The sequence below is a fragment of the Paraferrimonas sedimenticola genome (genome assembly GCF_002282855.1).
Taxonomy (GTDB): domain Bacteria; phylum Pseudomonadota; class Gammaproteobacteria; order Enterobacterales; family Shewanellaceae; genus Paraferrimonas; species Paraferrimonas sedimenticola.
Window position 1 is genome coordinate 208,967 of the sequence record NZ_NRIR01000005.1, and the last position, 24,753, is coordinate 233,719.

Below are 24,753 nucleotides of genomic sequence, written 5' to 3' on the forward strand. Positions count from 1 at the left end.
CGAACATTAGTGAGGAAATTGTTAAAAAAATGGCTAACCCCAAATGATTGAGGTTAGCCAAACGCAGGTTAGCACTTAAGGGAATTAGTGAGTTAGCAAGTATTCAAAGGCCGCCAGCGAGGCTTTCGCGCCTTCGCCCATGGCCACCACAATTTGTTTGTAGGGCACAGTGGTGACATCACCACAAGCAAATATCCCGGCCTGACTGGTGTGGCCGCGCTCGTCGATAACAATCTCACCGGCCTGTGTGCGCTCGAGTATGCCGTCAAACAGTTGAGAGTTAGGCACCAGTCCGATTTGCACAAATACACCGGCCAAGTCCACAGATTCCGTCTGTTCGCTTTCGCGATTCAGATATTGTAGTCCGGTCACCTTATTGCCATCGCCTAACACTTCAGACACCGCGGCATTAGTGATAATGCGAATGTTGTCGCGGCCCTTGGCCTGGTCAATTAGTACTTGGTCGGCCTTGAGCTCGGGCATGAACTCAAACACAGTAACGCTTTCAACAATACCAGCCAAATCCAGCGCCGCTTCAATGCCTGAGTTACCACCACCAATCACAGCCACGTCTTTGCCCTTAAAGAAAGGCCCGTCGCAATGTGGGCAGTAAGCCACCCCTTGGCCTAGGTATTCTTTCTCGCCAGGGACACCTAGCTCGCGCCATTTGGCACCCGTGGCGACAATTAGGCTGCGAGTTTGGATCTGCTCACCGGTGTTTAGGTTTAGCGTCTTAATCTCGCCATTGTCGATATCAGTGACGCGAGCGTATTCCTTTAGCTCAATAGGGTAGTCGTTTAAGTGTGCCGTCATCGACTGACTTAACTCGGAGCCCGTGGTTTTCGGGGTACCAATTAAGTTTTCGATGCCTTGAGTGTCTTTGACCTGACCGCCAATGCGATCGGCGATCATGGTGACTTTCAGGCCTTTTCGAGCGGCGTAAATCGCGGCAGAAATACCCGCAGGGCCACCACCGATGACGGTGACGTCTTGCTGCTCAAGTGGTTTGTTGTCGAGCTTGGCCTCGCCTTTGTAGGGCTGAAGTTTGTCGATAAGCTGGGCCGGTTCGACTTTACCGTTGGCGAATACCTCGCCGTTCAGTAAAACGGTAGGCACACCTTGAATTTGGTGCTTCTCAATTAAATCTTGAAACAGTCCACCGTCGATCATTTCACTACTGATGTTCGGGTTTAGTAGCGCAAACTGGTTAAGGGTTTGCACCACGTCTGGGCAGTTGTGGCAGCTCAAGCTAACAAAGGTCTGAAACACCAAGGGCTGGTCAATACTAGTCACCAGAGCTTTAAGGCCTTCGTCCAGCTTAATCGGGTGACCGCCAGCTTGCAGGATAGCTAGCACTAGCGAGCTAAACTCGTGACCACCGGGAATACCCGAGAACACAATGCCGCTAGGCTCATTGTCTTGGTACAGGGCAAAGCTGATTGGGCTTTGCAGATTAATGTCGGCTTCTCGCACGCTTAGCTTGTCGCTGGTGCTGGCGACATCGCGCAGGTAAGCCTGCAGTTCTTCGCGCTTGGGGTGCTGCCCGGATTGCAGCACCAAGTCTACTGGTGAGGCGAGGTTAGCGGTGTAGCCGCGAAGCGACTCAAGTATTGCATTGGATAGCATAATCAATTCCTTAGTGCGTGCAATCTGGGGCATACAATGTCAAAAAAGTTCGAGAAAAAAGGCGGCTAGGCCGCCTTATTCCTGCAGGGGCGTTAGCTTAGATTTTGCCAACTAGGTCCAGGCTTGGAGTCAGTGTCTCTTCGCCTTCTTCCCAAGCTGCTGGGCAAACTTCACCGTCGTTGTTAGCAACGTATTGGGCAGCTTTGACTTTGCGAACCATGTCTTTGGCTGAGCGACCGATACCTAACTCGTGGATCTCTGCTACTTTAATGATGCCCTCAGGGTCGGCTAAGAAGGTGCCGCGCAGTGCTAGGTGCTCTTCTTCAATCATCACGTCAAAGCCGCGAGTGATGTTGCCTGTTGGGTCGCCGATCATTGGGTAGTTGATTTTGCCAATGGCTGGGCTGGTGTCGTGCCATGCTTTGTGAACAAAGTGAGTGTCGGTTGACACTGAGTAAACTTCGACACCTAGCTTTTGTAGCTCTTCGTAGTGGCTGGCCATGTCTTCCAGCTCAGTAGGGCAAACAAAAGTGAAGTCGGCAGGGTAGAACAAGAAGATGGACCACTTGCCTTTTACGTCTTCGCTGGTGATGGTTTTAAAGTCACCGTTGTGGAAAGCTTGCGCGCTGAATTCTGGGATGCTTTTGCCAATCATAGCCATGGTAATTTTCCTTACAGGTTCTGTTATTAAAGTGGTTTAACGTTTGCTTTCGGCTCTTTGCTTTGCGCTAGAGCCTTAGCGATGAGTCAATATTAAGCGCTGGCATTGATTTAAAAAAATTAATAGTATTTATCGAAGCAATCTAAAAAACAGAATGTACATTCACTCCTAGGGAGAGACGCCCAGTGATCACCTTGAAGCAATTGAACTACGCCTTGGCCGTGGCCAAGACTCGCCACTTTAAAAAGGCCGCTGAGGTCTGCCACGTATCCCAGTCGGCCTTGAGTACTGGGGTGGCCGAGTTGGAAAACCAATTGGGCTGTCAGTTGTTTGAGCGGGATAACAAGCAAGTGCTGGTAACACCCATCGGCGAGCGTCTACTCGAGCAAGCGCAAACCATTCGCTTGCAGGTGGATGACTTGATGCTGACGGCTAAGGCACACAAAGACCCATTAGCCATGCCTATGAGCCTGGGAGTCATTCCGACCATTGGTCCTTATTTACTGCCGCGAGTGCTGGCTGAACTGCAATCCCAATACCCTCAACTACAGCTCACACTTGAGGAAGGGCAGAGCGCTACCTTACTAGAGCGAGTGCGCGATGGGCTATTAGACTGTGCCGTATTGGCCTTGCCATACGACACGCAAGGCTTGCACTGCTTTGAGTTTTGGGAAGAGAACTTTGTGGTGCTAAGCCATGCATCGCATCCTTTGGCGAACCAGGCGCAAGTGTCGAGTAAACAGCTGTCTGAGCACACCTTGTTATTGTTACAAGACGGCCACTGCCTAAAAGACCATGCCCTTGCTGCGTGTCATCTGGTCGAGCAAGCACCGCAGCACTCGCTAGCCGCCACCAGTTTGGCGACGCTAGTAGAGCTGGTGGCTGGTGATTTTGGAGTCACTCTCATTCCCGAGATGTCGCTGCCCGCGCTGCAACGCCAAGCGCCTGGCTTGTCGGCAATCCCGCTCGATGAGCCAGGTCCACACCGAAAGCTGGCGTTTATCTGCCGCCTTAATTACGCCGGTGTGGATAACATTCAACGACTCATCAAACTCTTTACCGGGCAACTGAATCAAGGAGTCAGCTGTGTTGCTTGAAAGTAGATTTATTGTTGATTAACGTTAACGTTAACGGCATAGTGGAGTTCACAGTTTTTCAAACAAGTGTTTAACAGATGCCCGCTATGCCCTTGTCGTTACCACAGCAGCAAGCGTTAACCCAAGCCACTGAGTACTTCGATTATCAGCACCCCGCCATTCAGGAGCTGCTCGCTGGTCTTCCCAATGGTGGAAAGCTTGAGCAAGTGCTGGCCATCTATCGCCTGGTGCGCGACGACTATCCTTATAACCCCTATTCGGTGGCGCAAGCGCCGCAAAGTTTCAAAGCCAGCTATTGTTTGCAAGCGGGTGAGGGCTATTGTATTCCCAAGTCTGCCTTGATGGTTGCCATGTGTCGTGCGATCGGCGTGCCGGCCCGTTTGGGACTGGCCGATGTGAAAAACCACTTAAGCTCTCCGCGCCTGATTGAACTGCTGGGCAGCGATGTCTTTACCATGCACGGCTACGTCAGCCTGTATTTGAACGAGCGCTGGGTCAAAGCCACGCCGGTGTTTGACGCGACGCTTTGTCAGCGCTTCGGTATCGAGCCGCTGGTCTTTGATGGCGTTAATGACAGCCTGTTTCAGGCCTATACTCAAGATGGCAGTCAGCACATGGAATACCTGGTTGACCATGGTTGTTTTGATGATGTGCCCACTGAGTTTATTTTCGAGAACTTTGAAAAACACTACCCCAAGCTAATGATGGATATCAGCCGCTTAACCGCGGGCTCAGACACCAGCTTTAGCCCGCAAGCCAAACAATAACAAAACTAAATAGGATTCACCCATGAAGGACAACGAATTGCAACAAGAGTTAGACCTGTTTCGCGACACCCTAGTGCGATTCATGGACAACGAAATTGCTCCCCACTACGAGCAATGGGAGAAGGACAAGCTGATCCCCAAAGAATTCTGGTTGAAAATGGGCGCAGAAGGCTTGTTGTGTTGTGACATTCCTGAAGAGTACGGCGGCTATGGTGTGCCAGTGCACTTCAACATGCTGGTGGGTGAAGAATTGGCCAAAGCGGGCTATTACGCTCTGGCGACTAACGTGACGGTGCATGCGGATATCGTTGCGCACTACCTGTTGAACTTTGGTACCGAAGAGCAAAAGCAGAAGTATCTACCGGCCATGGTGAGCGGTGAGTGCATTGGTGCGATTTGTATGACAGAGCCAAGCTGTGGCTCGGATCTACAGGGCATGAAAACCACTGCAATTGCCAACGAGTCCGGTTGGTTGATGAACGGTTCCAAAACCTTTATCACCAATGGTCAAAATGCCTCTTTGTACATTGTGGCCGCGCGCACCGATCTTCAAGCCAAGCCAGCCAAAGGCACCTCACTTTTCTTGGTCGAGGGCGATCAAGCCGGCTTCCAACGCGGTACTAACCTAGACAAGATTGGCCAGGCCGCGGGCGATACCTCTGAGCTATTCTTTGACAATGTCGAACTGGGCAAAGACCAATTGCTGGGTCAACTGAACTACGGCTTTATTGGCCTGATGAAAGAGTTGCCACGGGAACGCCTAGCACTGGCCTGTGGTGCGGTAGCCCACGCCGAAGGTGCCATGGCACTAGCGGTTGATTACGTTAAAGAGCGCCAAGCCTTTGGTGCACCTCTAAGCAACTTGCAAACCATTCGCCACAAGTTGGCGGAAATGGCCACTCAAATTGAAATTCACCGTGTGTTGATCGAAGAGTACAAAGACCGTTTGTTCGACAAGGCGTTAAGCACTGAGCAGGCGAGTATCGCTAAGCTGTCTTGTACCGAAATGGAGTGCAAGGTGATTGATGATGCGCTGCAGCTGTTTGGTGGCTATGGCTACATGAAAGAGTACCCGATTGCTCGCTTTTACGTGGACGCTCGCGTACAGCGTATTTATGGCGGTACTAGCGAGATTATGAAAGAGATCGTTGGCCGTTCGCTTGTTCGCGACTAAGAATGTTGGGTTAGCCAGAACATGGCTGATTGGATAGTAAAAACAGGACCTGCGGGTCCTGTTTTTATTCGTCGTCTCGTCATTCCCAGCTTGAGTGGGAATCCGGCTAGTTGCTTCGGGCTTCAGTTGGCCCCAAGTTGCCGTTTGCATGATGGGGACCGTTTTGAGAAATCTCTGTTTGTCCAAGGCTTGTTTAGATAAACTTTCAAAGAGTATTATTGATAATTCCGCATAAATAGGCTGTTGGTCGCCAAGGAGGCTTTGGTGCAATTTGACGAGCTGAAGTCTGTACTAGATACCGATAATGAAAATGAGTTAATTCTTTTATCGCCAAACTGGAAAGTATCACAATTTCCAAATACTGAAAGTGGGCACTGGCTCTCGAAAGAACAGTTTCATGAAGTCTTTTCAGTTATTGGGAAATGCCAAAGCGATGTAAATGTATTTGCTTTTGAGACGTTTGAGCGAGTTTATAAAGCTACAGGTTCAACTAAAAGGCTCAATTCAGAGTTCAACTTAAACTGGACTAGCTTTAACAACTTTCAGCGGTCTACGGACATACTCTGCTTCTATTTAGTACCCCAAAACTTGAGTTGGGTGTTTTACGGTAATAGAGACTATTGCCTGTTTGCTAAAGGCAACTAACAAGTTATTCAAAAGGACGCAAAACGCTTAGCTTGTGCTCCTTCGTGGCTAATTTTAGCCAAGTATTTTACGCCCATTAGTGGAGGAGTCAGATGACCGCTATTGGCCGTTTGCTGCTGTTAGCAGTTAGCTAGATTCCCGCTTTCGCGAGAATGACGAGCGGAAGGGCCGTTAGCTCGCGGTCACCTTGTGCTGCTTAGGCAGCTTCAAAGACAAAGCTGCCGCAATCGCGATAAATATGGCCGATACCCACAAGCAGGCCGTTAGGCCAAGTTGCTGGTAGACGTAACCTGATAGGACGGTGCCAATTAAGCGGCCCATAGCGTTAGCCATGTAGTAAAAGCCCACGTCCATGGACACGCCTTCTTGGTCGGCGTACTGCACAATCAAAAAACTGTGCAGGGATGAGTTAACCGCAAACAGCACACCGAAAATCAGTAAGCCTATGGTAACCAGTGCTACCGACGCGCCAAATTGCACCAAGCCAACCGCAATTGCCACAGGGCTTATCGCCAACAATACCGCCCACAGGCTCGCCGCGGCAGCACCGTTTTCCGCTGCCTGACGGCCGGTGAACTTAGGTGCGCTGGCTTGAACGATCCCATAGCCAATCACCCACAAGGCCAAAAAGCCGCCCACATAGCTGTGGTTCCAGCCAAACTCGCTTGCCAAAAATACCGGCAGGGCAATCACAAACCAGACATCACGGGCACCAAATAGGAACATGCGTGCTGCCGATAGGTAGTTGATCGCCGAGCTTTTGGAAAACATCTGGCTGAACTTAGGCTTGTACTTGGTCTTGCCGAGCTCTTGCTTGAGCGTCAGCAAGCTCATGATCCACACCAGCAGTAAGGCGCTGGCCATAGCGAGTACTGCGCCTTGGAAACCCAAAGTCGCCAGTAACAAGCCGCCTAAGAAAAAGCCAGCCCCCTTAAGCGCATTCTTAGAGCCGGTGAGCAGGGCTACCCAAGAGTAAAGCTTGTCATCGGCACCTTGTGGTACTAACAACTTAATCGAGCTCTTGGCACTCATTTTGTTGAGATCTTTGGCTATGCCAGAGATGGCTTGCGCCGCCATCACCCAGAGTATGGTGAGGTACTCCGCGGGCACCATCAACATGGCTAGGGCGGCAATTTGCAGCCCCAAGCCTATGTTCATGGTGCGATTGAGACCAATGCGGGCACCAAGCCAACCGCCAACTAGGTTAGTGACCACGCCGAAAATCTCGTAGAACAAGAACAGCATGGCAATTTCTAGCGGGCTATAGCCCAAACCGTGAAAGTGCAGTACCACCAACATCCGCAGCGCGCCGTCGGTCAGAGTAAAGGCCCAGTAGTTACCTGTGACAATTAGGTATTGGCGAACGGCAGGGGATAGCTTAGCCAGCATGATTTTACTCTCAATATCGGTTGACGCTTACAGGTCGGCTTGGCCAACCATACGGGCGATTTCAACGGTGCGGTTAGCGTAACCCCACTCGTTGTCATACCAAGCGTAAATCTTCAATTGTCGGCCGTTAATCACCATGGTCGACAGGGCATCGATAATGCTAGAGCGCGGGTCGGTTTTGTAATCCAGAGACACCAAAGGACGTTCTTCGTAACCCAAAATGCCTTTGAGCTCGCCTTCGGCGGCCTGTTTGAATAGGGCATTCACCTCTTCTTCAGTGGTATCGCGCTTAAGCTCGAATACACAGTCGGTGATCGAGGCGTTAGCCAGTGGCACACGCACCGCGTGACCGTTTAGCTTGCCTTTAAGCTCTGGGAAGATGTGGGTGATCTGAGTTGCTGAGCCTGTGGTGGTTGGAATCAAGCTCATGCTGCCAGCACGGGCGCGGCGCAAGTCTTTGTGTGGCTGATCCAAAATCGATTGAGTATTGGTGATTGAATGAATCGTGGTCATCGAGCCGTGCACAATACCAATAGCTTCGTGAATTACTTTAACTACAGGCGCTAAACAGTTGGTGGTGCAGGACGCTGCCGACACAATTGGGTGCTTGTCTGCATCAAATAGGTGATCGTTCACCCCTTTAACCATATCCAGCACGCCTTCGGTTTTTACCGGTGCGGTCACTACTACGCGCTTCACCCCTTGGTCTAGGTAAGCTTGCAGTACGTCTGGCTTTTTGAATTTGCCTGAGGCTTCGATTACCACATCACAGCCACTCCAGTCGGTGTCTTCGATTTTGGTATTTTGAGTGCAGGGAATGGTTTTACCGTTAACGACAATGGCATCGTTTTCGGCGGTTGCCTCGTGGTGCCAAGTGCCGTGCACCGAGTCAAAGGTTAGTAGGTGGGCAAGGGTTTCGGCATCACCGGCAGGGTCGTTGATTTGGACAAACTCTAACTCGTCCCAATCGAATGCGGCGCGAAGAGACAAACGGCCCATGCGGCCAAAACCATTGATTCCAACTTTGATGGTCATAGGATTACCTGTATTTTTTGCTACGAGCTTTGTTTACTACGAGCTTTGTTTACTACGAACTTAGTTACGATGCTATTGGTTACAACGCACTTAGTTACAACACTTCTAGTTACAACACTGTGCAACGCGCTGTGGGCGATCGCCCATGGCTTCAAGCAGCGCAATATTGGCTGAGATATAATCAGGATTTTCCGCCAGAGTGGCACCGAGAGTACTCAAGCACCAAGAGGGCAGTTCAGGGTTAATGCGGTAGTAGATCCACTGTCCTTGACGCAAGGTCGTAACCACTTCCGCTTGGCGTAACTGAGCCAAGTGACGGCTGATTTTCGGCTGAGAAATATCCAGCGCTTGGGTAAGCTCGCATACGCATAACTCACCCTCACGCTCGATCAAAAGCAGGGCCTTCAGGCGGGTTTCATCCGCCAAACTTTTAAAAAACGCTAAAGGGTTCACCAGCATCTCCATTGAGGTGTTCTCATCTGGCTTCAATCTTATGCGCTTTTCCGTATATGTCAATTACCCAATATGAAGCTTTTGTGACTGTCTTTGAGACTGAGTTCACGATCGCTTCAATGAGCTTTGTACTTCCTGATGCAAATTCAACGACAACACATCGGGTCGAGCGTAATGCCCGGCCACATCCAAAGCCCGCTTAGACTGTATGGCCACTTTCGGGTCAATTGTCGCGGTCAAAATGCCGACTTCGTTTCGCATCGGACCGGCGATGATTTCACCTCCAGGCGCTACGATCACCGAGTCTCCCGGGTTGATCCATTCTTCATCCGCTGAGAATAGGGCGGCCATTTCTTCAAACTCTTGTGGGATGTCCTGATGACGCAGGGCAACGCCGGCGCAGGCCACATAACAGCGACCTTCCCGTGCTATGTGCTGCATACTGCCAATCCAGCCATCACCAGAATCATAAGTGGGCGCTGTGTAAAGCTGAACGCCTTGGGCATAAAGCGCAAAGCGCGCCAGTGGCATGTAGTTTTCCCAGCATATTAGACCGCCTAATCGGCCTGCTGGCGTGTCGAGCGTCTGCAGTCCACTGGCATCGCCCATACCCCAGACCATGCGCTCTGGATTGGTTGGCATGAGTTTGCGGTGGACGTTAACCAGCTCGCCGTTATCGTCAATTACGGCAAACGAGTTGTATAAACTGGCGCGACTAGCACTGGAATCTAGCTCGTTAAATCCCACTTGAACCCATAGTTGGGTAGCTTTAGCCGCCTCACACAGTGGTGCGAGATGACCAGCACTCAAGTCGACTGCTGAGGCTAGCAGTCGCTGGTGTATGCGCTCATTGACGCCCCAGTCACCACCGGGACGTAAGCGCCAGATCCACGATGGGTAACCAGCAATATAAGCTTCGGGAAATAAGACAAATTTGGCGCCTTGCTCGGCTGCCTGCTGAATGTGTTGAACCGCTTGCGCTAGGGTTTGCTCGCGGTCCAACAATTTTGGGGGGTGTTGCACTATGGCAATACTTACCTCGGACATGATCAGAACTCCTTCCTGATATTGTGACTAAGTAAGTATAGGTAGCGAGGTAAGTGATGTTAGCCCTAGCGCAAGTATCTGGCTTTATTCAATCTGACCAAACACTGACTCGGCGCGTTTTAGCGACTGCTCGGCCACCGCTTTTGGCATTGGCAAAAAGCCCATGTGTTCGGCTTGCGCCTGACCTTCGCCCAAACCCCAAGAAATGAAGTCTTTTATAGCTGCGAGTTTTACCTTCGAGTCATACTGTCGATAGGTGATTAACCAGGAGTAGGCCACGATAGGATATGCTTGCTCGCCAACCGGATCGGGAATGAAAATCCGCAGCGGCCCCTGCTCGGGCACCACAGATTCCTGCAAAGCGATGACGCCAGCCGCTTTGGTGGGCTCGATAAAGTTACCCGCCTGATTCTCCAGTTGCGCGAGCTTAAGGCCCGCACGACGAGCCACCGAATACTCCATGTACCCCAGTGCACCATCGCTGATGCGAACCCGCTGCGCTGAGCCTGGATTTTGATGCACCGCCATTGCATTGGGCCAGTCAATCAAACGCGCCACACCTAGCCCGCTGTCCTGCCAGTCGCTCGACATGCTATTCAGATGATTAGTAAAGGCATAGGTGGTGCCACTTTTACCGCGACGAACCACAGGCTGAATGGGAGCATCGGGCAGAGACACATCGGGATTCACTGCAGCGATTCTTGGGTCGTTCCATCGCACCGCTTGGCCGAGGAAGACTTCAGGGTAAACACTGCGCGGGATCTTAAGCCCATCGGGCAAGTCGGCGTGATTGTATGCCAGCACAATCAAGCCCGCGCTAATGGGGATGAGCTTGGCGCCGCGCTCAACACTGGCAATCTCATCGTCGCGCAGGGCAGCGGTGCTACCGGCAAAATCCACTTCGCCAGCGAGAAAACGGCGAATGCCTTCGCCACTGCCAATACTGACGTACTTGATGCTAACGTCCGGATGGCTTTGATTAAACTCTTTGACCCAGGCTTGGATAATCGGGTTGGGCAGGGTTGAGCCGGCTCCGACTAATTTGGAATCTCGATTCGACTGGCCACAGCCAAAAACAACTAGCAGGGCTAGCATAATCACAAGGACAATTTTGGTTCGCATACTACATATCTCGTTAGAAAAAGCCTGCGCTGCTAATGAAAAGCAGGGCAGGCATTCGATTTAGAGAATGAACAGGATTAAGAGAACTCACCGCCGACGTACTGTTTGGTCAGCTCGTTGCGAGGATCTTCAAAGATTTGTTGGGTTGCACCCATCTCTACGAGATGACCCACGCGCTCGCCTTGACTGACATCCACACCAAAGAAGGCGGTGGTATCGGCGATACGGATCGCTTGCTGCATGTTGTGAGTCACCATGGCAACCGTGTAGCGGTCTTTAAGCTCAAGCATCAGCTCTTCAATGCGTCGGGTAGCGATAGGGTCAAGCGCTGAACAAGGCTCGTCCATCAGCAACACATCAGGCTCGGTGGCAATCGCACGAGCGATACACAAACGCTGCTGCTGACCGCCGGATAGCGATAAGCCACTTTTGTGCAGCTTGTCTTTAACTTCGCTCCACAATGCGGCGCGCTCCAGTGATTTTTGCACCTGCTTGTCCATGTCGCCCTTATAGCGATTTAGACGCAGACCGAAGGCCACGTTGTCATAAATGCTCATGGCAAATGGATTGGGGTGCTGGAACACCATAGAGATGTAGCGACGCACCAATACAGGGTCAATTTTCTTACCGTAGATGTTTTTGCCGTGGTATAGCACCTTGCCTTCAATGCGAAAACCGTCAACCAGGTCGTTCATACGGTTTAAGCTTCGCAGCACGGTACTCTTACCGCAGCCCGATGGGCCAATAAAGCCAGTGATTTTACCTTTCTCAATCGGTACATGGCTGTCGCGCACCGCTTGGTAGGCGCCGTAAAACACTTTGTCCAGACGGCAATCAATTACCACGTCACCTTGTGCTTCGTATTTAGGGGTTTGACTCATTGTTAGGTAACTCCGAACTAGTGTTTGCTGCGCCCAATTAGGCGCGCCAAAATATTGAAAACTAAAATAATTAGAACCAGAACCAGTGAGGCCGCCCAGGCCAATTGGATTTGGTTGTCAAACGGCATCGCTGAGAAGTTGTAAATCAAGATAGACAGCGAAGCAGTTGGCTCCATGAGCTCTTCCATGTAGTAGTTGCTAAACAGAGCGGTAAATAGCAGAGGTGCAGATTCACCAGCGGCACCGGCAACGGCCAGCATCACACCGGTCATGATGCCTGGCAAGCCAGTAGGTAGCACCACCTTAGTGATCACCTGAGCGCGGGTACAGCCCATGCCGTAAGCGGCATCGGTCATGCGCACCGGTACTTGCTTCATGGCTTCTTCGGCCGCTAGCAATACGGTTGGCAACATGAGTACCGCCAGCGCGATACCGCCAGCTAGTGCTGAGTAACCAAAGGACTTCACCATCACGATATAGGTAAATAGACCGGCCAGAATCGATGGGAAACCGGTGAGGGTTTTGGCGACAAAGCGCGAGGTTTTGGCAATCTTGGTGTAAGGACCAATAATCGCCAGATAAATGGCGGCCAAAATACCAAAGGGCACACTGATCGCCGCGGCAATCGCCACCATCACAAGAGTACCGACAATCGCGTTACCAAAACCGCCACCCATGTCAAAACCGGCTGGTGGCAGCTCTACAAGCGCTTCAAAGTCCAAACGCTCGCCACCTTGAGTGACCAGCATGTAGATAATCGAAAATAGTGGAATGGCGCCACCGATGGCGACAAGCCAGGTGATACCCGTCAGGATAGTGCTCTTGAGCGAGCGAGCTTCAAACCACTGGCGCTCAATTTGAGGGCCAATGCGACGAGCCTGTTTGCGCAAAGATTCTTGTTTCATCTTATTTGCCCTCAAACTTGCGCATCGCTAGGGTCTGAATGGTCTGACCGATAACGTTGACGATAAAGGTGATAAGCAACAGCACCAGTGCTGCGTACAAGAGTGCTTGTACCTCAACCTGACCGGCTTCAGGGAAGCTTGAGGCCAGCAAAGAGGCTAGCGTGTTAGCTGGTGAGAACAGCGAGATGCTGATTTGGTTGGAGTTACCGATCAACATCGCCAGTGCCATGGTTTCACCAAGCGCGCGACCAAATGCCAGCACCAAAGCTGCCAACAAACCGGATGAGGCGGTTGGAGTCATCACTTTAAGAATCGCTTCCCAACGGGTGGTGCCCATGCCGTAAGCGGCTTCTTTTACCTTGTAAGGCACGCGTTTAAAGGCATCAATCGAAAGGGCTGCAACCGTTGGCAAAATCATAATCGCCAATACCAATGCCGCTGGTGCCAAGCCTGGACCAGCCAAATCGGTGCCGAATAAAGGAATAAAGCTAAAGTGCTCGTGCAACCAATTAGCAGTCGGGCGAATGGCGGGGATCAATACATAGATACCCCAAAGGCCGTATACCACCGAGGGAATGGCCGCGAGCAGCTCAACGATAGTGCGAAACACACCCGCAAGCTTTCTGCCGATGAAGTCCTGAGTTAAGAAAATGGCAATCGTAATACCAATCACGCCACCAATTAGCAGGGCTAAGAAAGAGCTGTAAAGAGTACCCCAAATCTCAGGAAGTACGCCGAACTCACCTTTAACGCTATCCCAGGTGGTGCCGGTGAAAAAGCTAAAGCCGTGGCGCTGGATTGAGGGAAGTGCCTCGGCGAACACTTCGAGAAGAATGAAAATCAGCAGGCCAATCACAAGGGATGCTGCTGTTAAGGCCACACGGCGGACCGCAGTATCAAAGCGCTTTTCCTGCTTTGATGGCGGTTTTGATATTCCGCTGGTATCAGCGAATTTCTTAAACGGATTCTTTGCCATAAATTTCTAACTGGTTACATGCGACAAAATGCGATGCAGGCTTTAGCCTGCATCGCCTTGGTTTTAATTCGCGCTTCTATCAATGCTTGGATTAGCGAATTTTTTGCGCTTCGGCGCGAACCATTTCTACTACGTTTTTCGGTAGTGGGATGTAACCCATGGCATCAGCACTCTTTTGACCGTCGGTAATCATGTACTCAACCAAGTCGCGAGCCGCTTTTGCTTTGGCCGCATCTTGAGTTTGAGGGAAGATAACCCAGGTGAAAGAAGCGATTGGGTAGGCATCAGCACCGGTTGGGTCGTATACCCAAGCACGCAGGTCCTTGATGTCAGAGTTTGGCAAGTTGCCTTCTGGGAAGTCAGCAGTGGCCAGCGCTTGGGCACCAGATTCTGCACCAGGGGCAATGAAGTTGCCTTTGGCATTTTCCAACTTGATGGTAGGCATCTTGGTCAGCTTGGCGTAGCCGTACTCGATGTAGCCGATGGCACCAGGAGTTTGCTTAACAGTGGCAGTGATACCGTCGTTCTTTGGCGACTTAACAAAGCGCGAAGAACGTGGCCACTGAGGAGCTTTACCTTGACCTACAGAGTCAGCGAAAGCACCGTTTACTTTGGCCAAGTGGCCAGTGAATACGTAGGTAGTACCAGAAGAGTCTGCGCGAACCACAACAGTGATGTCACGGTTTGGCAGCTTAACACCTGGGTTAGCCGCAGCGATGCGCTCGTCGTTCCACTTAGTGATTTCACCGGTGAAGATCAGCGGGTAAACGTCACGTGGCAGTTTTAGCTCGCTAACACCTGGCAGGTTGTAAGTCAGTACAACTTGACCAGCGGTAACTGGAAGAATGACTGCGCCGTCTTTTACGTTGGCCAGTTCTTTGTCGTTCATTGCAGCGTCAGAGCCAGCGAAGTCTACTACTTGGTTAGTAAAGTCGCTGATACCTGCGCCACTACCTTTTGATTGGTAGTCAACACGCACGCCGTCAGTGGCGCGGCTGTAATCGCGGAACCATTTGGAATAGATAGGGAACGGGAAGCTTGCGCCCGAACCTTGCAAGCGAGTCTCAGCACTGGCTTGTGCTGGAGTGATTAGCAATGCGGCGCTTAGTGCGGCCCCTAACAGTATGCCGATAGGTTTCATCTTTTTTCTCCGAGCTGGTTGGCTTTGTTCAACGTCAGCTTTGATGATTTGTTAATTAGGTTGTCATTGAAGACAGGGGCATAGTAGGCAGGGAAGATTTCACTTTTATTACAGAGTGTAATTTTTGCAAAACTAATCGAGCGACTGATTAAAAAATCATCGCTTATTATGCTTGCTTAAAAGCTGTTCAAATTGTTCCTTGGCGAAGATGTCAGCTTGATGATGTTTGTGTTAAAACACTCTGTAAAAGAGGGGGGGGTTGGTTGCTATGCAAGACTTAATCACAGCGGTGACAGCCTGTACCGCCTGCAAAGCCCATTTGCCTTTGCCGCCAAAACCCATACTTCAGGTGGGTGTTAGCAGCCGCATATTAATCATTGGCCAAGCCCCTGGGCTTAAGGCGCATCAACGTGGTCGCCCCTTTGATGACCCAAGCGGCGTGCGGCTGCGCGAGTGGCTCGGGGTGAGCGAGCAAGTGTTTTACGACCCGTCATTGATTAGCTTAATGCCAATGGGATTTTGTTTTCCGGGCAGCGCCGAGCGCGGTGATAAGCCGCCAAGACCTGAGTGCGCACCGCTGTGGCACGCCAAATTACTCGCGCAAATGCCAGAAATTCAGTTGACCTTGTTGTTGGGCCGTCATGCCCATAAAGCCTATTGGCGTCAGTCCAATGCCAGCATTACACAAGCCATTCAGGATTGGCAGGCTAATCCAAGGTCAACCATTCCTTTGTTGCATCCTTCACCGCGAAATAACATTTGGCTCAAGCGCAATCCTTGGTATCAGTCCGAATTTCTGCCTTTGCTAAAGCAACGAGTGGCACAAGCATTGGGCTAGTGCCCACTGTCGCAAATTTAATCTATTGCAACGATTTGACATTAAAGTCACAAGATTCACGGGTATACTAAGCGCCACTTTATTAAGGACTTGTCATACGAGGTAAGTATGTCCCCGTCGCGCGTATCACTATTGGCCATGATGGCCGCCACCAGTTTGCTGAGCGCCTGTGCGCCCAGTGCCAACCCGCCAGTCAAAAGCCCCGACGCCCTGCGTTTGGTGACTTGGAATATCGAGCATCTGGCCGAGTTTGACGGCAAGGGCTGTTTGCCGCGTCAAGAGAGTGATTATGCCAAATTGCGTGAGTTTGCCGCTGGCTTGAATGCCGATGTGGTGGCGCTGCAAGAGGTGGAAAACGCGGCGGCGGTTGCGCGGGTGTTCCCAGCTGATAAGTGGGATGTATTAATGTCCGAGCGCGCCGATACCGAAAGCTACGAATGTCGTGGTGCTGAGGGGCAAATGTCGACCCAACAGAAAGTGGGCTTCGCGGTTCGCAAGGGATTGGATTACAGCTATCAAGCCGATGACAATCTGTCTGAATTGGGTATAGGTAATCCGGGTTTGCGTCACGGCGTAGTGCTAACAGTGCGCAATGGCCAACAGCAAATTGACCTGATGTCGGTTCACATGAAAAGCGGCTGTTTTGTAAAAGACTATCGCGCAGACGATAAACCAGCCTGTGTGACTTTGGCACAGCAAGTGCCTGTGTTGGAGCGTTGGATGCAATCACGCCTAGACCAAGGCACGCCGTTTGTGATTTTGGGCGACTTCAACCACAACCTAGGCCGCGATGGCAACCAGTTGTGGAGTCAGTTGAGCTCGGTGAGCATCAATGGCCAACGCCTGGCAAATTTAAGCGGCGACATTCTTGGCTGCCATCCGAAATATCCGCACCCAATCGATCATGTGTTAGGCAACAGCGGTTTGCTTGAGCAGGTGGTTGAGGGCTCTTCCTACAGTCATGGCTTTGGTTATGCTCAAGGTCATCTAAAACAAGAAGATATGTTAAGCGACCACTGCCCGGTGAGTGTCGATATTCGCTGGTAACGGTTTCATATAATAGCGGCGCCTCAGGGCGCCGTTATTATATGCGCTACTTGTTGAATCAGTGCGAAGGCGCTGGCGCGGGAAACCAGTGTCGTGTGCGATTGGCCAAAGCTACCAAGGAGAGCATCACAGGCACTTCCACCAAGACACCTACCACGGTCGCCAGAGCGGCACCCGAGTGCAGTCCAAATAATGATATTGCTACCGCTACGGCCAACTCAAAGAAGTTAGATGTTCCTATCATGCTGGCTGGAGCGGCGACGTTGTGGGGGAGACGGAGCGCTTTGGCAGCGCCATAACTCAAGGCAAAAATACCATAGGTCTGAATAAGTAGGGGTATCGCAATCAGCACAATTGCCAGCGGCTGAGCCAATATGGTTTGCGCTTGAAAGCCAAACAGCAAAACCACAGTACCGAGTAAGCCCATGACAGACCAGGGTTTGGTGCTAACGATAAAACTTTGCAAGCGATTGGGATTGGCGCTTTTTAGCAAGGCCGAGCGAGTGAGGGCACCGGCGATGAGCGGCAGTACCACATACAAGCCCACGCTTAATAGCAGGGTCTCCCACGGCACCGTTATATCGCTCATACCTAGTAACAGTGCGGTAATCGGCGCGAATGCTACTACCATAATGATGTCATTGACCGAGACTTGCACTAAGGTGTAGTTGGCATCGCCTTTGGTGAGCTGGCTCCAAACAAACACCATGGCGGTGCACGGGGCGACACCCAATAAGATCATCCCAGCAATGTATTCATTCGCGGTTTGCGGGTCGACGATAGGGGCGAATATCACCTTGAAGAACAGCCACCCAAGTGCAGCCATTGAAAAAGGTTTTATCAGCCAGTTGATTACCAGCGTCAAGGCTATGCCCTTAGGCTTTCTACCCACATCCTTGATTGCCGAAAAGTCTACTTGAACCATCATGGGGAAAATCATCACCCAAATGAGTGCGGCAACCACAAAATTGACATGGGCCCACTCAAAATCTGCGATAGCGGCGAAAGCCGATGGGGTCAGGTTCCCTAAAATGATGCCCACTAGGATGGCAGCGCCAACCCAGACTGACAGATATCGTTCAAACAGACCCATGTGATTACTCCATTAACTTATATATACGCTTGCCATTATATTCGCAATATCATATATGTAAACCATGGCTTATTGGCTTATAAGCAAAATGAGAAAGGGCGCAAGCTTTTTGCTTGCGCCCTGTTTGTTTTACCTAAAATTGGGTTCGAGTTACTTACGCTCGGTGCTCAAGGCTCGATGCCGCCATAAACGTTTTCTCGAATATCAGCTACTTGCGCCAACAATTGTTGACGATCCACACTCCAAAGGTTGATGTGTCCGAGTTTGCGGTTGGGCTTTGGAGTCTTGTTGTACTGATGAAGCTCAACATTGCCCACGTTCAACAGCTGCTCACTGGCCTGGCGGCCGAGCAAGTTGACCATAGCCGCGTGTGAGGCTGGTTCTGTGTTACCCAGAGCTTGCAAACCAATACAACGCAGATGGTTCTCGAACTGAGAGCAAATTCCGGCCGACTGAGTCCAATGACCGCTGTTGTGCACCCGTGGCGCAAGCTCATTCACCATCAAGCCTTCTGAAGTGACAAAGAACTCTATGGTTAGCACGCCGATATAATCCAGCTCTTCGAGAATGCGATTGGCGATGGTTTGCGCCTGCTCGGTCAAGGCATCAGGCAACAAAGCTGGCGCCACCGAGGCGACTAGAATGCCTTGCTGATGCTGGTTCTCGGTCAGCGGGTAAAAGGCGGTTTGGCCGATCCCCGTGCGCGCCGCGATAATAGACACCTCTTGCTCGAACGGAATAAAGGCTTCTACCAGATAGCGCTGGTCAAAGCGCTGATGCTGCAAGAACAGGCCTAAGTCGGTGTCGCCTTTCAGAACCCATTGGCCCTTGCCATCATAGCCTTGCTGACAGGTTTTAATTACACAGGGATAGCCAAGTCGCTGCACCGCCTCACTCATTTCAGCGGCGTCGTAGGCCAAATAGAAAGGCGAAGTCGGAATTTTGTTTTTGGCCAGAAAACGCTTCTCTGAGCCTCGGTCTTGGCAGGTCGCAATCGCTTTTGGCGAGGGCGATACCTGACAGTAGTCTTGCAAGGATTTAAGGAGAGACACATCTACGTGCTCGCGCTCAACCGTGATCACCTGTGGCTCGCCGAGCGCTTCGAACAAGGCGCCACCTTTGAGTCCGGGCTGCAATCGCACCACATTTCCCAGACCATCGATGCATTGAGTGGATTCATCGGGATCGGCGATGAAGGTAAATCTGTGTCCTAAGCGCCAACCGGCTAAGGCCATCATGCGTGCCAGTTGGCCGCAGCCCATGATTGCGATATGCATCATTCAACCTCCAAAGGGGTGTTAAAGGTTTGCGCGTGACGCCAGGTTTGCAGGCGGTCGCGAAGTTTACTGTCGCTTAGCGCCAGCATTTGCGCAGAGATAAGCCCGGCGTTGTATGCACCCGCTTCACCGACCGCCTGACAAGCCACCGCCACACCTCGTGGCATTTGCACCATAGACATTAAGCTGTCCATGCCTTGAAAGTGCTTACTGGCCACAGGTACTGCCACTACCGGCAGGTGCGTCATGGCTGCGGCCATGCCTGCAAGGTGAGCTGAACCGCCAGCGCCGGCGATGATGATTTGAATGCCTCGCTGGTGCGCTTGTTGGCAAAACTGTACTAATCGAGCCGGAGTTCGATGGGCAGATACCACTTGAGTTTCGTACTCAACACCTAAGTCATCGAGCATCTTGGTGGCTTGTTGCATGGTTGGCCAGTCCGACTGAGAACCCATGATGATGCTAACTTTGGCGGTGGTTGCGTTATCGCTCATGATTCAATTCCTTACTGCAAATTAGTGATTAAACAAATGGGGTATCAGTGCGCAGTACAGCGGTATGCCGACTAGCACGTTGAAGGGGAAGGTCACGGTTAGCGACGAGGTTATCGACAGACCGTGATTGGCTTTTGGCAGCGCTACCGACATGGCGGCAGGCACTGCGATGTACGAGGCGCTAGCACCTAAGGTGGCCATCAAAATGGTGCCACCAATCGAGAGGCCTAGGATTTGGGCAAAGCCAGTGGCAAGTGCGGCGCCAATTAGCGGCATCACTACACCAAAGCTTGCGATAAACGAGCCGTAGTCTTTGAGCAAGTTCAAGCGAGCGGTGGAAATACGTCCCATCTCTAGTAAGAAGAGTGCCAACACGCCGTGGAATAGGTTGCCAAAGAAAGGCATCACTTTTTCGGTTTGAGCACCGGCCCACCAACCGATTAGCAGGGCACCACACAGCAATAACACGCCTTGGTTTAAAAATATTTCGTGCAAGGTCTTTTTGACATCGAGTGCTTGCCCTTTGTCACGGGCAAGCCACAAGCCTACCGCGATTGCGGGCACTTCCAACAGCGCCACGAACAGCGGGAAGTAGGGCTCGTAGGCAATGTTTTGCGCTTCGAGAACGGCCAAGGCCACCGCGAAGGTGGCAATGCTGACCGAGCCGTAGTGGGCGGATATGGACGCCGAGTCTAGCTTGGACAAGCCGCCCACGTGACGTAATAGCGGGTAGGCGATGAATGGCAGTAACGCCCCGAATAGAATGACCAGCACGCTCTGCCATACCAAAGTTGGGTTGCCGTATTCGGCTAGCGCCACGCCGCCTTTTAGGCCAATGGCGATAAGCAAAAATAGGGTGAGGCTTTTGTACAGCCCTTCGGGCAGTTTTACCGGCGCCTTAAGTAATTGAGCCAAGGCGCCAAGTAAGAAAAATGCGGCAACGATATCCAATTGCATTGCGACTTATCCCTGTACAGTTGCTGCGACGGTTTGGCTCTTAGCTTTGTGCGCTCGTAGCGATATCGACACTAAGGCGAGAATACCGGCACTGGTGATTAGCCCCCAACCTGGAAGTTGGTTTGCCACCAATAAAACTCCCGCCATGGCCAGTAAACTCATGGATGACAACTCAAAAACAAGTGCGCGGTTCATAACTACTCCTTTTGTGATTTGTTTGACGGTACAGCTCCTAAGCCAATGCAGCGCATTATGTGTGCTTTTTTGTATAGATAAAAATCGATAATTCTTATATTTTGTATAGATAAATACTTATGGGTTGTAAATCGATGAGACAACTTCACGCGCGCATAGGCACCCTGCGCCAACTGGAAATTCTAGTGGCTGTCTACCAAAGTGGCTCGATTACGGCGGCGTCAAAGAGTTTGCACCTGACTCAGCCAAGCGTTTCTATGCAATTGAAAAAACTGGCCGATGTGGTGGGAGTTCCCCTGTACGACTCGATTGGGCGCAAGTTGGTTTTCACTCAAGCAGGGCTAGAGGTGGTCAAAAGCGCGCGAGAAGTCTTAGGGTGTTTTGAGCGATTGGAAATGAAGCTCTCGGACATGCAGGGCCTTAAAGCCGGTAGTTTGCGATTGGCGGTGGTGAACACCGCCAAGTACTTTATTCCTCACCTCTTGGGTGAATTTCTAAAGGCGTATCCCAACATTGATGTGGAGTTTAACGTAGGTAACCGCCAGCAAATTGTGGACCGCATCGCCAGTGGCGAAGACGATTTTTACGTGTTCAGTCATCCGCCTCAGGATGTGGGCCTTGAGCTGCACGAATTTTTGCCCAACCCGCTGGTGGCCATTGCTCAAGAAACCCATCCGCTGGCTAGTCAGAGCAATATCGATATGGCGGATTTTAGCCAGTATCCCTTTTTGATCCGCGAGCAGGGGTCGGGCACTCGCTTTGCGGTGGAGCGCTTTTTCAAAACCGCTTCTGCTACGCCAAATACTCGCATGACCATTGCCAGTAATGAGGCGATTAAGCACTCGGTGATGTCTGGACTCGGCGTTGCTATTTTGTCACGACACACCCTAGGGTTTGGCGGCTCGCAAGGGCTAGTCGAACTAGACGTTCAACAGTTGCCGATCACCACTCAGTGGTATTTTGCCAACCTTGAGGACAAACAGTTGTCGACGGTGGCAGCGACCTTCCTCGAGTATGTATCCAAGCAGGGGCGTATTAGCATGATGGAGCAATTGGATTTGGGTTAGCACAATAATTGCGCAATTTTTTAGCCGCAAGGGGTTGAATTACTAATAGTGAGTCCATAGGTCTATAGTGCGGGTACGACACATGGTGGTCACTCGCGACTATTGTTTTTGTTTTATGTTGCTTCTTAGGAGGACTTATTATGAACTCAATTGACCTCACTCCTTTGTATCGCAGTAGTGTCGGTTTTGACCGGTTTGCTTCGATATTAGACAGAGCCCTGACCTCAGACGTGTCTGGTAGCGGCTATCCCCCCTACAACATTGAGCTAATCGATGACGACAAATACTCGATTACTCTTGCTGTCGCTGGGTTTGTGCGCGACGAGCTAGACATTCAAGTGGAGCAGGGCGTACTAAAAATCCGCGGTCGTCACAAAGCGAGAAAGGATCGCAAATTCTTGCATCAAGGCATCGCCAATCGAAGTTTCGAGCGGCAGTTTAACTTGGCCGACTATGTGGAAGTCACAGGCGCCGATTTAAGTAATGGCTTACTGACTATCACTCTGGTCAAGGAAATTCCCGAGGCCATGAAGCCAAAAACCATTGCCATTAATGACGACGTAAGAGTCATCGAGCACAAAGCTGATGACTCTAAAGCGGCTTAAGACGATTGTTACATCCCCTTGTTTGCGGCGCTCGAGAGCGCCGCTTTTTTTGGGGATGAGTTTGAGTTAAAAGCGGTCGGCATTCATTACTTTGCTCCAAGCATCGGCAAAGTCTTGCGCCAACTTAGCCTCGCCGTCGTTGGCGGCATACACTTCAGCAACGGCGCGAAGCTCGGTGTTTGAACCGAATATCAAGTCCACCGTGGTGCCTGTCCACTTAAGCTCACCCGAGGCGCGGTCATAACCGTTGTAAACACCCTCTTGCTCGGCCGGCGCCCAGCGGGTTGCCATATCTAACAGATTGACAAAGAAGTCGTTAGACAAGGTGTCGCTGCGCTCGGTAAACACACCGTGCTTGCTGTTGCCCGTGTTGGCGCCGAGCACTCGCAGTCCACCAATGAGTGCGGTCATTTCTGGCACGGTTAGGTTGAGTAAGCTGGCGCGGTCGACCATGGCCTCAGCGGGCGCGTAGAAACTGTCTTGAGTGAAGTAGTTTCTAAAGGCATCGGCTTTCGGCTCAAGCACAGCAAAAGACTTCACATCGGTTTGCGCTTGAGTGGCATCGCCGCGACCTGGGTTAAAGGGAAGGGTAATATCGTGCCCGGCATTCTTGGCTGCACGTTCAACCGCCGCACTACCACCTAGCACAATCACATCCGCCAGCGATACTTGCTTACCGCCCGATAGTTCCTCGTTGAACTCGGCGCGCACCGCTTTGAGCTTGTCCAAGGTCGCATTAAGGCTTGCAGGATCGTTAACCGCCCATTGGTTTTGCGGCTCTAACGCAATACGAGCACCGTTAGCACCACCACGCATGTCGGTAATGCGGAAGCTAGAAGCTGCCGCCCAAGCAGTTTTGATCAGATCCGCGTTAGAAATACCTGAACCCAAAATCTTACCCTTGAGTTTGGCCACATCAAACTCGTCGATGAGCTTGTGCTCAACCGATGGAATTGGGTCTTGCCACAGCAAGGCTTCGCTTGGTACTTCCGAGCCGACATAGCGAGCACGCGGGCCCATGTCTCTGTGAGTGAGCTTAAACCAAGCTTTACCAAAGGCCAGATCAAAGGCGGCTGGGTCTTTCATAAAGCGCTCAGAAATTTCGCGAAAGCCTGGGTCGCGTTTTAGTGCCAAGTCAGTGGTGAACATAATCGGCGCGTGACGTTTGCCTTCAATGTGCGCGTCTGGCACTAGGTTGGCGGCGTTCGGATCGGTTGGGATCCACTGAGTCGCACCGGCAGGACTCTTGGTTTGCTTCCACTCATAGGCAAACAAGTTCGTTAGGTATTGAATTGACCAAGTGGTTGGGGTTGAAGTCCAAGCGCCTTCAAGACCAGAGGTGACAGTGTCTTCAGCATTGCCTTTACCGCATTTGTTCTTCCAGCCAAAGCCTTGGTCCTCGATTGGGGCAGCGCCAGGCTCAACACCGACGCAATCAGCCGAGCGCGCACCGTGGGCTTTACCTAGAGTGTGACCACCGGCTACCAGCGCCACAATCTCTTCGTCGTTCATCGCCATGCGTCCAAAGGACATGCGCATATCTTGCGCGGCAGAGAGTGGGTCGTGATTGGCGCCAGGGCCCTCAGGGTTCACATAGATAAGCCCCATTTGCACCGCAGCTAAATCGCCCTTGAGTTTACCCTTGCTGTCGCGACGGTCGTCTTCCAGCATTTTCATTTCAGGGCCCCAATACACCACATCTGGCTCCCAATCGTCGGCGCGACCACCGGCAAAGCCAAAGGTTTTAAAGCCAGATTCTTCAAGGGCTACGTTTCCGGTGAGGATCATTAAGTCAGCCCAAGATAGCTGTCGGCCATACTTCTGCTTGATGGGCCACAACAAGCGACGGGCTTTGTCTAGGTTGGCGTTATCAGGCCAGCTGTTAAGCGGGTCAAAACGCATTTGGCCACCGGCGGCGCCACCGCGTCCATCACCGACGCGATAGGTCCCCGCACTGTGCCAAGCCATGCGGATCATAAAGGGACCATAGGTTCCCCAGTCAGCGGGCCACCAAGGCTGTGAGGTAGTCAAAGTCTTGGCAATGTCCTTTTTCACTTCATCCAAATCGAGCTTGGCAAACTCGGCGGCATAGTCAAAGTCGGCACCGTATGGGTTTGAACGGGCATCGTGGGAGCGAAGAGGGCTGAGGTCGAGTTGCTCTGGCCACCAGTATTGGTTGGATTTGGCCGCACCAGCGGCAGAAGCGACCCCTGAGGTCGCCATCACTGACGCGGCAACACTGGCGAGCATCAGTTTTTTGA

Annotated in this window: 25 protein-coding genes; 8 read left to right on the plus strand and 17 right to left on the minus strand. The window is 51.6% G+C overall.

All coding sequences use genetic code 11. From position 1 onward, the window contains the following. Positions 1 to 84: 84 nt before the first annotated feature. Together ahpF and ahpC are read right to left on the minus strand one after the other, a co-directional pair. Complete coding sequence (gene ahpF / locus CLC93_RS10490) at positions 85 to 1,626, minus strand: alkyl hydroperoxide reductase subunit F (protein ID WP_095505915.1); 1,542 nt, start codon at positions 1,624 to 1,626, stop codon at positions 85 to 87. A 97-nt stretch (positions 1,627 to 1,723) separates the two neighbouring features. Further along, positions 1,724 to 2,287 carry an alkyl hydroperoxide reductase subunit C gene (gene ahpC, locus CLC93_RS10495; RefSeq protein ID WP_095505916.1) on the minus strand — a complete coding sequence of 188 codons (564 nt, stop codon included), beginning with the start codon at positions 2,285 to 2,287 and terminating at the stop codon, positions 1,724 to 1,726. A gap of 185 nt (positions 2,288 to 2,472) precedes the next feature. On the opposite strand from ahpC, the gene CLC93_RS10500 reads away from it, so the two are divergent. From CLC93_RS10500 to CLC93_RS10515, 4 genes are all read left to right on the plus strand, one after another. After that, entirely contained in the window at positions 2,473 to 3,384 is a 912-nt protein-coding gene (locus CLC93_RS10500; RefSeq protein ID WP_095505917.1) for a hydrogen peroxide-inducible genes activator, read from the plus strand. Between the two features lie 86 nt (positions 3,385 to 3,470). Then, positions 3,471 to 4,151 (plus strand): transglutaminase-like domain-containing protein, encoded by a 681-nt coding sequence (locus tag CLC93_RS10505; RefSeq protein WP_169902970.1) that lies wholly within the window; start codon positions 3,471 to 3,473, stop codon positions 4,149 to 4,151. Between the two features lie 22 nt (positions 4,152 to 4,173). Next, positions 4,174 to 5,325, plus strand: coding sequence for an acyl-CoA dehydrogenase family protein (locus CLC93_RS10510; protein WP_095505919.1), 1,152 nt, complete (start codon positions 4,174 to 4,176; stop codon positions 5,323 to 5,325). 264 nt (positions 5,326 to 5,589) lie between these two features. Continuing rightward, on the plus strand, positions 5,590 to 5,970 hold the full coding sequence (locus CLC93_RS10515) for a hypothetical protein (protein WP_095506030.1): 381 nt from the start codon (positions 5,590 to 5,592) through the stop codon (positions 5,968 to 5,970). Positions 5,971 to 6,141: 171 nt separating this feature from the next. Here CLC93_RS10515 and arsJ read toward each other — a convergent pair whose 3' ends face one another. The 9 genes from arsJ to pstS (CLC93_RS10560) form a co-directional block, all read right to left on the minus strand. Beyond that, on the minus strand, positions 6,142 to 7,359 hold the full coding sequence (arsJ, locus tag CLC93_RS10520; RefSeq protein WP_095505920.1) for an organoarsenical effux MFS transporter ArsJ: 1,218 nt from the start codon (positions 7,357 to 7,359) through the stop codon (positions 6,142 to 6,144). 27 nt (positions 7,360 to 7,386) lie between these two features. Then, positions 7,387 to 8,394 carry an ArsJ-associated glyceraldehyde-3-phosphate dehydrogenase gene (locus CLC93_RS10525; protein WP_095505921.1) on the minus strand — a complete coding sequence of 336 codons (1,008 nt, stop codon included), beginning with the start codon at positions 8,392 to 8,394 and terminating at the stop codon, positions 7,387 to 7,389. A gap of 105 nt (positions 8,395 to 8,499) precedes the next feature. Continuing rightward, a complete protein-coding gene (locus CLC93_RS10530; RefSeq protein ID WP_211286858.1) occupies positions 8,500 to 8,859 on the minus strand; it encodes an ArsR/SmtB family transcription factor in 360 nt (119 codons plus the stop codon). Positions 8,860 to 8,952: 93 nt separating this feature from the next. Continuing rightward, positions 8,953 to 9,894: a carbon-nitrogen hydrolase family protein gene (locus CLC93_RS10535; RefSeq protein WP_095505922.1), complete on the minus strand. Its 942-nt coding sequence runs from the start codon at positions 9,892 to 9,894 to the stop codon at positions 8,953 to 8,955. A gap of 84 nt (positions 9,895 to 9,978) precedes the next feature. Beyond that, positions 9,979 to 11,016: a phosphate ABC transporter substrate-binding protein PstS gene (gene pstS / locus CLC93_RS10540; RefSeq protein WP_095505923.1), complete on the minus strand. Its 1,038-nt coding sequence runs from the start codon at positions 11,014 to 11,016 to the stop codon at positions 9,979 to 9,981. Positions 11,017 to 11,093: 77 nt separating this feature from the next. Then, positions 11,094 to 11,897, minus strand: coding sequence for a phosphate ABC transporter ATP-binding protein PstB (gene pstB / locus CLC93_RS10545; protein WP_095505924.1), 804 nt, complete (start codon positions 11,895 to 11,897; stop codon positions 11,094 to 11,096). 17 nt (positions 11,898 to 11,914) lie between these two features. Then, positions 11,915 to 12,802 carry a phosphate ABC transporter permease PstA gene (pstA, locus tag CLC93_RS10550; RefSeq protein ID WP_095505925.1) on the minus strand — a complete coding sequence of 296 codons (888 nt, stop codon included), beginning with the start codon at positions 12,800 to 12,802 and terminating at the stop codon, positions 11,915 to 11,917. 1 nt (position 12,803) lies between these two features. After that, positions 12,804 to 13,778, minus strand: a complete 975-nt coding sequence (pstC, locus tag CLC93_RS10555) for a phosphate ABC transporter permease subunit PstC (protein WP_095505926.1) — start codon at positions 13,776 to 13,778, stop codon at positions 12,804 to 12,806. Between the two features lie 91 nt (positions 13,779 to 13,869). After that, positions 13,870 to 14,919 carry a phosphate ABC transporter substrate-binding protein PstS gene (gene pstS, locus CLC93_RS10560; protein ID WP_095505927.1) on the minus strand — a complete coding sequence of 350 codons (1,050 nt, stop codon included), beginning with the start codon at positions 14,917 to 14,919 and terminating at the stop codon, positions 13,870 to 13,872. Positions 14,920 to 15,187: 268 nt separating this feature from the next. Here pstS (CLC93_RS10560) and CLC93_RS10565 point away from each other — a divergent pair, with 268 nt between their 5' ends. After that, positions 15,188 to 15,757, plus strand: coding sequence for a uracil-DNA glycosylase family protein (locus tag CLC93_RS10565; protein WP_095505928.1), 570 nt, complete (start codon positions 15,188 to 15,190; stop codon positions 15,755 to 15,757). 108 nt (positions 15,758 to 15,865) lie between these two features. Further along, complete coding sequence (locus CLC93_RS10570; RefSeq protein WP_095505929.1) at positions 15,866 to 16,804, plus strand: endonuclease/exonuclease/phosphatase family protein; 939 nt, start codon at positions 15,866 to 15,868, stop codon at positions 16,802 to 16,804. 58 nt (positions 16,805 to 16,862) lie between these two features. Here CLC93_RS10570 and arsB read toward each other — a convergent pair whose 3' ends face one another. The 5 genes from arsB to CLC93_RS10595 all read right to left on the minus strand — a co-directional run bounded on the left by arsB (position 16,863) and on the right by CLC93_RS10595 (position 20,820). Beyond that, positions 16,863 to 17,897: an ACR3 family arsenite efflux transporter gene (gene arsB, locus CLC93_RS10575; protein ID WP_095505930.1), complete on the minus strand. Its 1,035-nt coding sequence runs from the start codon at positions 17,895 to 17,897 to the stop codon at positions 16,863 to 16,865. A gap of 167 nt (positions 17,898 to 18,064) precedes the next feature. After that, complete coding sequence (locus CLC93_RS10580) at positions 18,065 to 19,177, minus strand: 5-(carboxyamino)imidazole ribonucleotide synthase (protein ID WP_095505931.1); 1,113 nt, start codon at positions 19,175 to 19,177, stop codon at positions 18,065 to 18,067. Then, positions 19,174 to 19,668, minus strand: coding sequence for a 5-(carboxyamino)imidazole ribonucleotide mutase (gene purE / locus CLC93_RS10585; protein WP_095505932.1), 495 nt, complete (start codon positions 19,666 to 19,668; stop codon positions 19,174 to 19,176). The genes CLC93_RS10580 and purE overlap by 4 nt, the downstream gene beginning before the upstream one ends. 21 nt (positions 19,669 to 19,689) lie before the next feature. After that, a complete protein-coding gene (locus CLC93_RS10590; RefSeq protein WP_095505933.1) occupies positions 19,690 to 20,625 on the minus strand; it encodes a sodium-dependent bicarbonate transport family permease in 936 nt (311 codons plus the stop codon). Between the two features lie 6 nt (positions 20,626 to 20,631). Beyond that, positions 20,632 to 20,820 (minus strand): hypothetical protein, encoded by a 189-nt coding sequence (locus CLC93_RS10595; RefSeq protein ID WP_095505934.1) that lies wholly within the window; start codon positions 20,818 to 20,820, stop codon positions 20,632 to 20,634. Between the two features lie 134 nt (positions 20,821 to 20,954). Between CLC93_RS10595 and CLC93_RS10600 the strand changes: the two genes are divergently transcribed. Together CLC93_RS10600 and CLC93_RS10605 are read left to right on the plus strand one after the other, a co-directional pair. Then, positions 20,955 to 21,887, plus strand: a complete 933-nt coding sequence (locus tag CLC93_RS10600; RefSeq protein ID WP_095505935.1) for a LysR family transcriptional regulator — start codon at positions 20,955 to 20,957, stop codon at positions 21,885 to 21,887. Between the two features lie 140 nt (positions 21,888 to 22,027). Then, a complete protein-coding gene (locus CLC93_RS10605) occupies positions 22,028 to 22,492 on the plus strand; it encodes an Hsp20 family protein (RefSeq protein ID WP_095505936.1) in 465 nt (154 codons plus the stop codon). 66 nt (positions 22,493 to 22,558) lie between these two features. On the opposite strand, the gene katG is transcribed toward CLC93_RS10605, so the two are convergent. After that, complete coding sequence (gene katG / locus CLC93_RS10610; protein WP_095505937.1) at positions 22,559 to 24,742, minus strand: catalase/peroxidase HPI; 2,184 nt, start codon at positions 24,740 to 24,742, stop codon at positions 22,559 to 22,561. Positions 24,743 to 24,753 lie beyond the last annotated feature (11 nt).

Bases quoted from the DNA above. Each gene is read 5' to 3' on its own strand.
- ahpF (WP_095505915.1), bottom strand. From the start codon at position 1,626: ATGCTATCCAATGCAATACTTGAGTCGCTTCGCGGCTACACCGCTAAC.
- ahpC (WP_095505916.1), bottom strand. From the start codon at position 2,287: ATGGCTATGATTGGCAAAAGCATCCCAGAATTCAGCGCGCAAGCTTTC.
- CLC93_RS10505 (WP_169902970.1), top strand. From the start codon at position 3,471: ATGCCCTTGTCGTTACCACAGCAGCAAGCGTTAACCCAAGCCACTGAG.
- CLC93_RS10510 (WP_095505919.1), top strand. From the start codon at position 4,174: ATGAAGGACAACGAATTGCAACAAGAGTTAGACCTGTTTCGCGACACC.
- arsJ (WP_095505920.1), bottom strand. From the start codon at position 7,359: ATGCTGGCTAAGCTATCCCCTGCCGTTCGCCAATACCTAATTGTCACA.
- CLC93_RS10525 (WP_095505921.1), bottom strand. From the start codon at position 8,394: ATGACCATCAAAGTTGGAATCAATGGTTTTGGCCGCATGGGCCGTTTG.
- CLC93_RS10530 (WP_211286858.1), bottom strand. From the start codon at position 8,859: ATGGAGATGCTGGTGAACCCTTTAGCGTTTTTTAAAAGTTTGGCGGAT.
- CLC93_RS10535 (WP_095505922.1), bottom strand. From the start codon at position 9,894: ATGTCCGAGGTAAGTATTGCCATAGTGCAACACCCCCCAAAATTGTTG.
- pstS (WP_095505923.1), bottom strand. From the start codon at position 11,016: ATGCGAACCAAAATTGTCCTTGTGATTATGCTAGCCCTGCTAGTTGTT.
- pstB (WP_095505924.1), bottom strand. From the start codon at position 11,897: ATGAGTCAAACCCCTAAATACGAAGCACAAGGTGACGTGGTAATTGAT.
- pstA (WP_095505925.1), bottom strand. From the start codon at position 12,802: ATGAAACAAGAATCTTTGCGCAAACAGGCTCGTCGCATTGGCCCTCAA.
- pstC (WP_095505926.1), bottom strand. From the start codon at position 13,778: ATGGCAAAGAATCCGTTTAAGAAATTCGCTGATACCAGCGGAATATCA.
- pstS (WP_095505927.1), bottom strand. From the start codon at position 14,919: ATGAAACCTATCGGCATACTGTTAGGGGCCGCACTAAGCGCCGCATTG.
- CLC93_RS10565 (WP_095505928.1), top strand. From the start codon at position 15,188: ATGCAAGACTTAATCACAGCGGTGACAGCCTGTACCGCCTGCAAAGCC.
- CLC93_RS10570 (WP_095505929.1), top strand. From the start codon at position 15,866: ATGTCCCCGTCGCGCGTATCACTATTGGCCATGATGGCCGCCACCAGT.
- arsB (WP_095505930.1), bottom strand. From the start codon at position 17,897: ATGGGTCTGTTTGAACGATATCTGTCAGTCTGGGTTGGCGCTGCCATC.
- CLC93_RS10580 (WP_095505931.1), bottom strand. From the start codon at position 19,177: ATGATGCATATCGCAATCATGGGCTGCGGCCAACTGGCACGCATGATG.
- purE (WP_095505932.1), bottom strand. From the start codon at position 19,668: ATGAGCGATAACGCAACCACCGCCAAAGTTAGCATCATCATGGGTTCT.
- CLC93_RS10590 (WP_095505933.1), bottom strand. From the start codon at position 20,625: ATGCAATTGGATATCGTTGCCGCATTTTTCTTACTTGGCGCCTTGGCT.
- CLC93_RS10595 (WP_095505934.1), bottom strand. From the start codon at position 20,820: ATGAACCGCGCACTTGTTTTTGAGTTGTCATCCATGAGTTTACTGGCC.
- CLC93_RS10600 (WP_095505935.1), top strand. From the start codon at position 20,955: ATGAGACAACTTCACGCGCGCATAGGCACCCTGCGCCAACTGGAAATT.
- CLC93_RS10605 (WP_095505936.1), top strand. From the start codon at position 22,028: ATGAACTCAATTGACCTCACTCCTTTGTATCGCAGTAGTGTCGGTTTT.
- katG (WP_095505937.1), bottom strand. From the start codon at position 24,742: ATGCTCGCCAGTGTTGCCGCGTCAGTGATGGCGACCTCAGGGGTCGCT.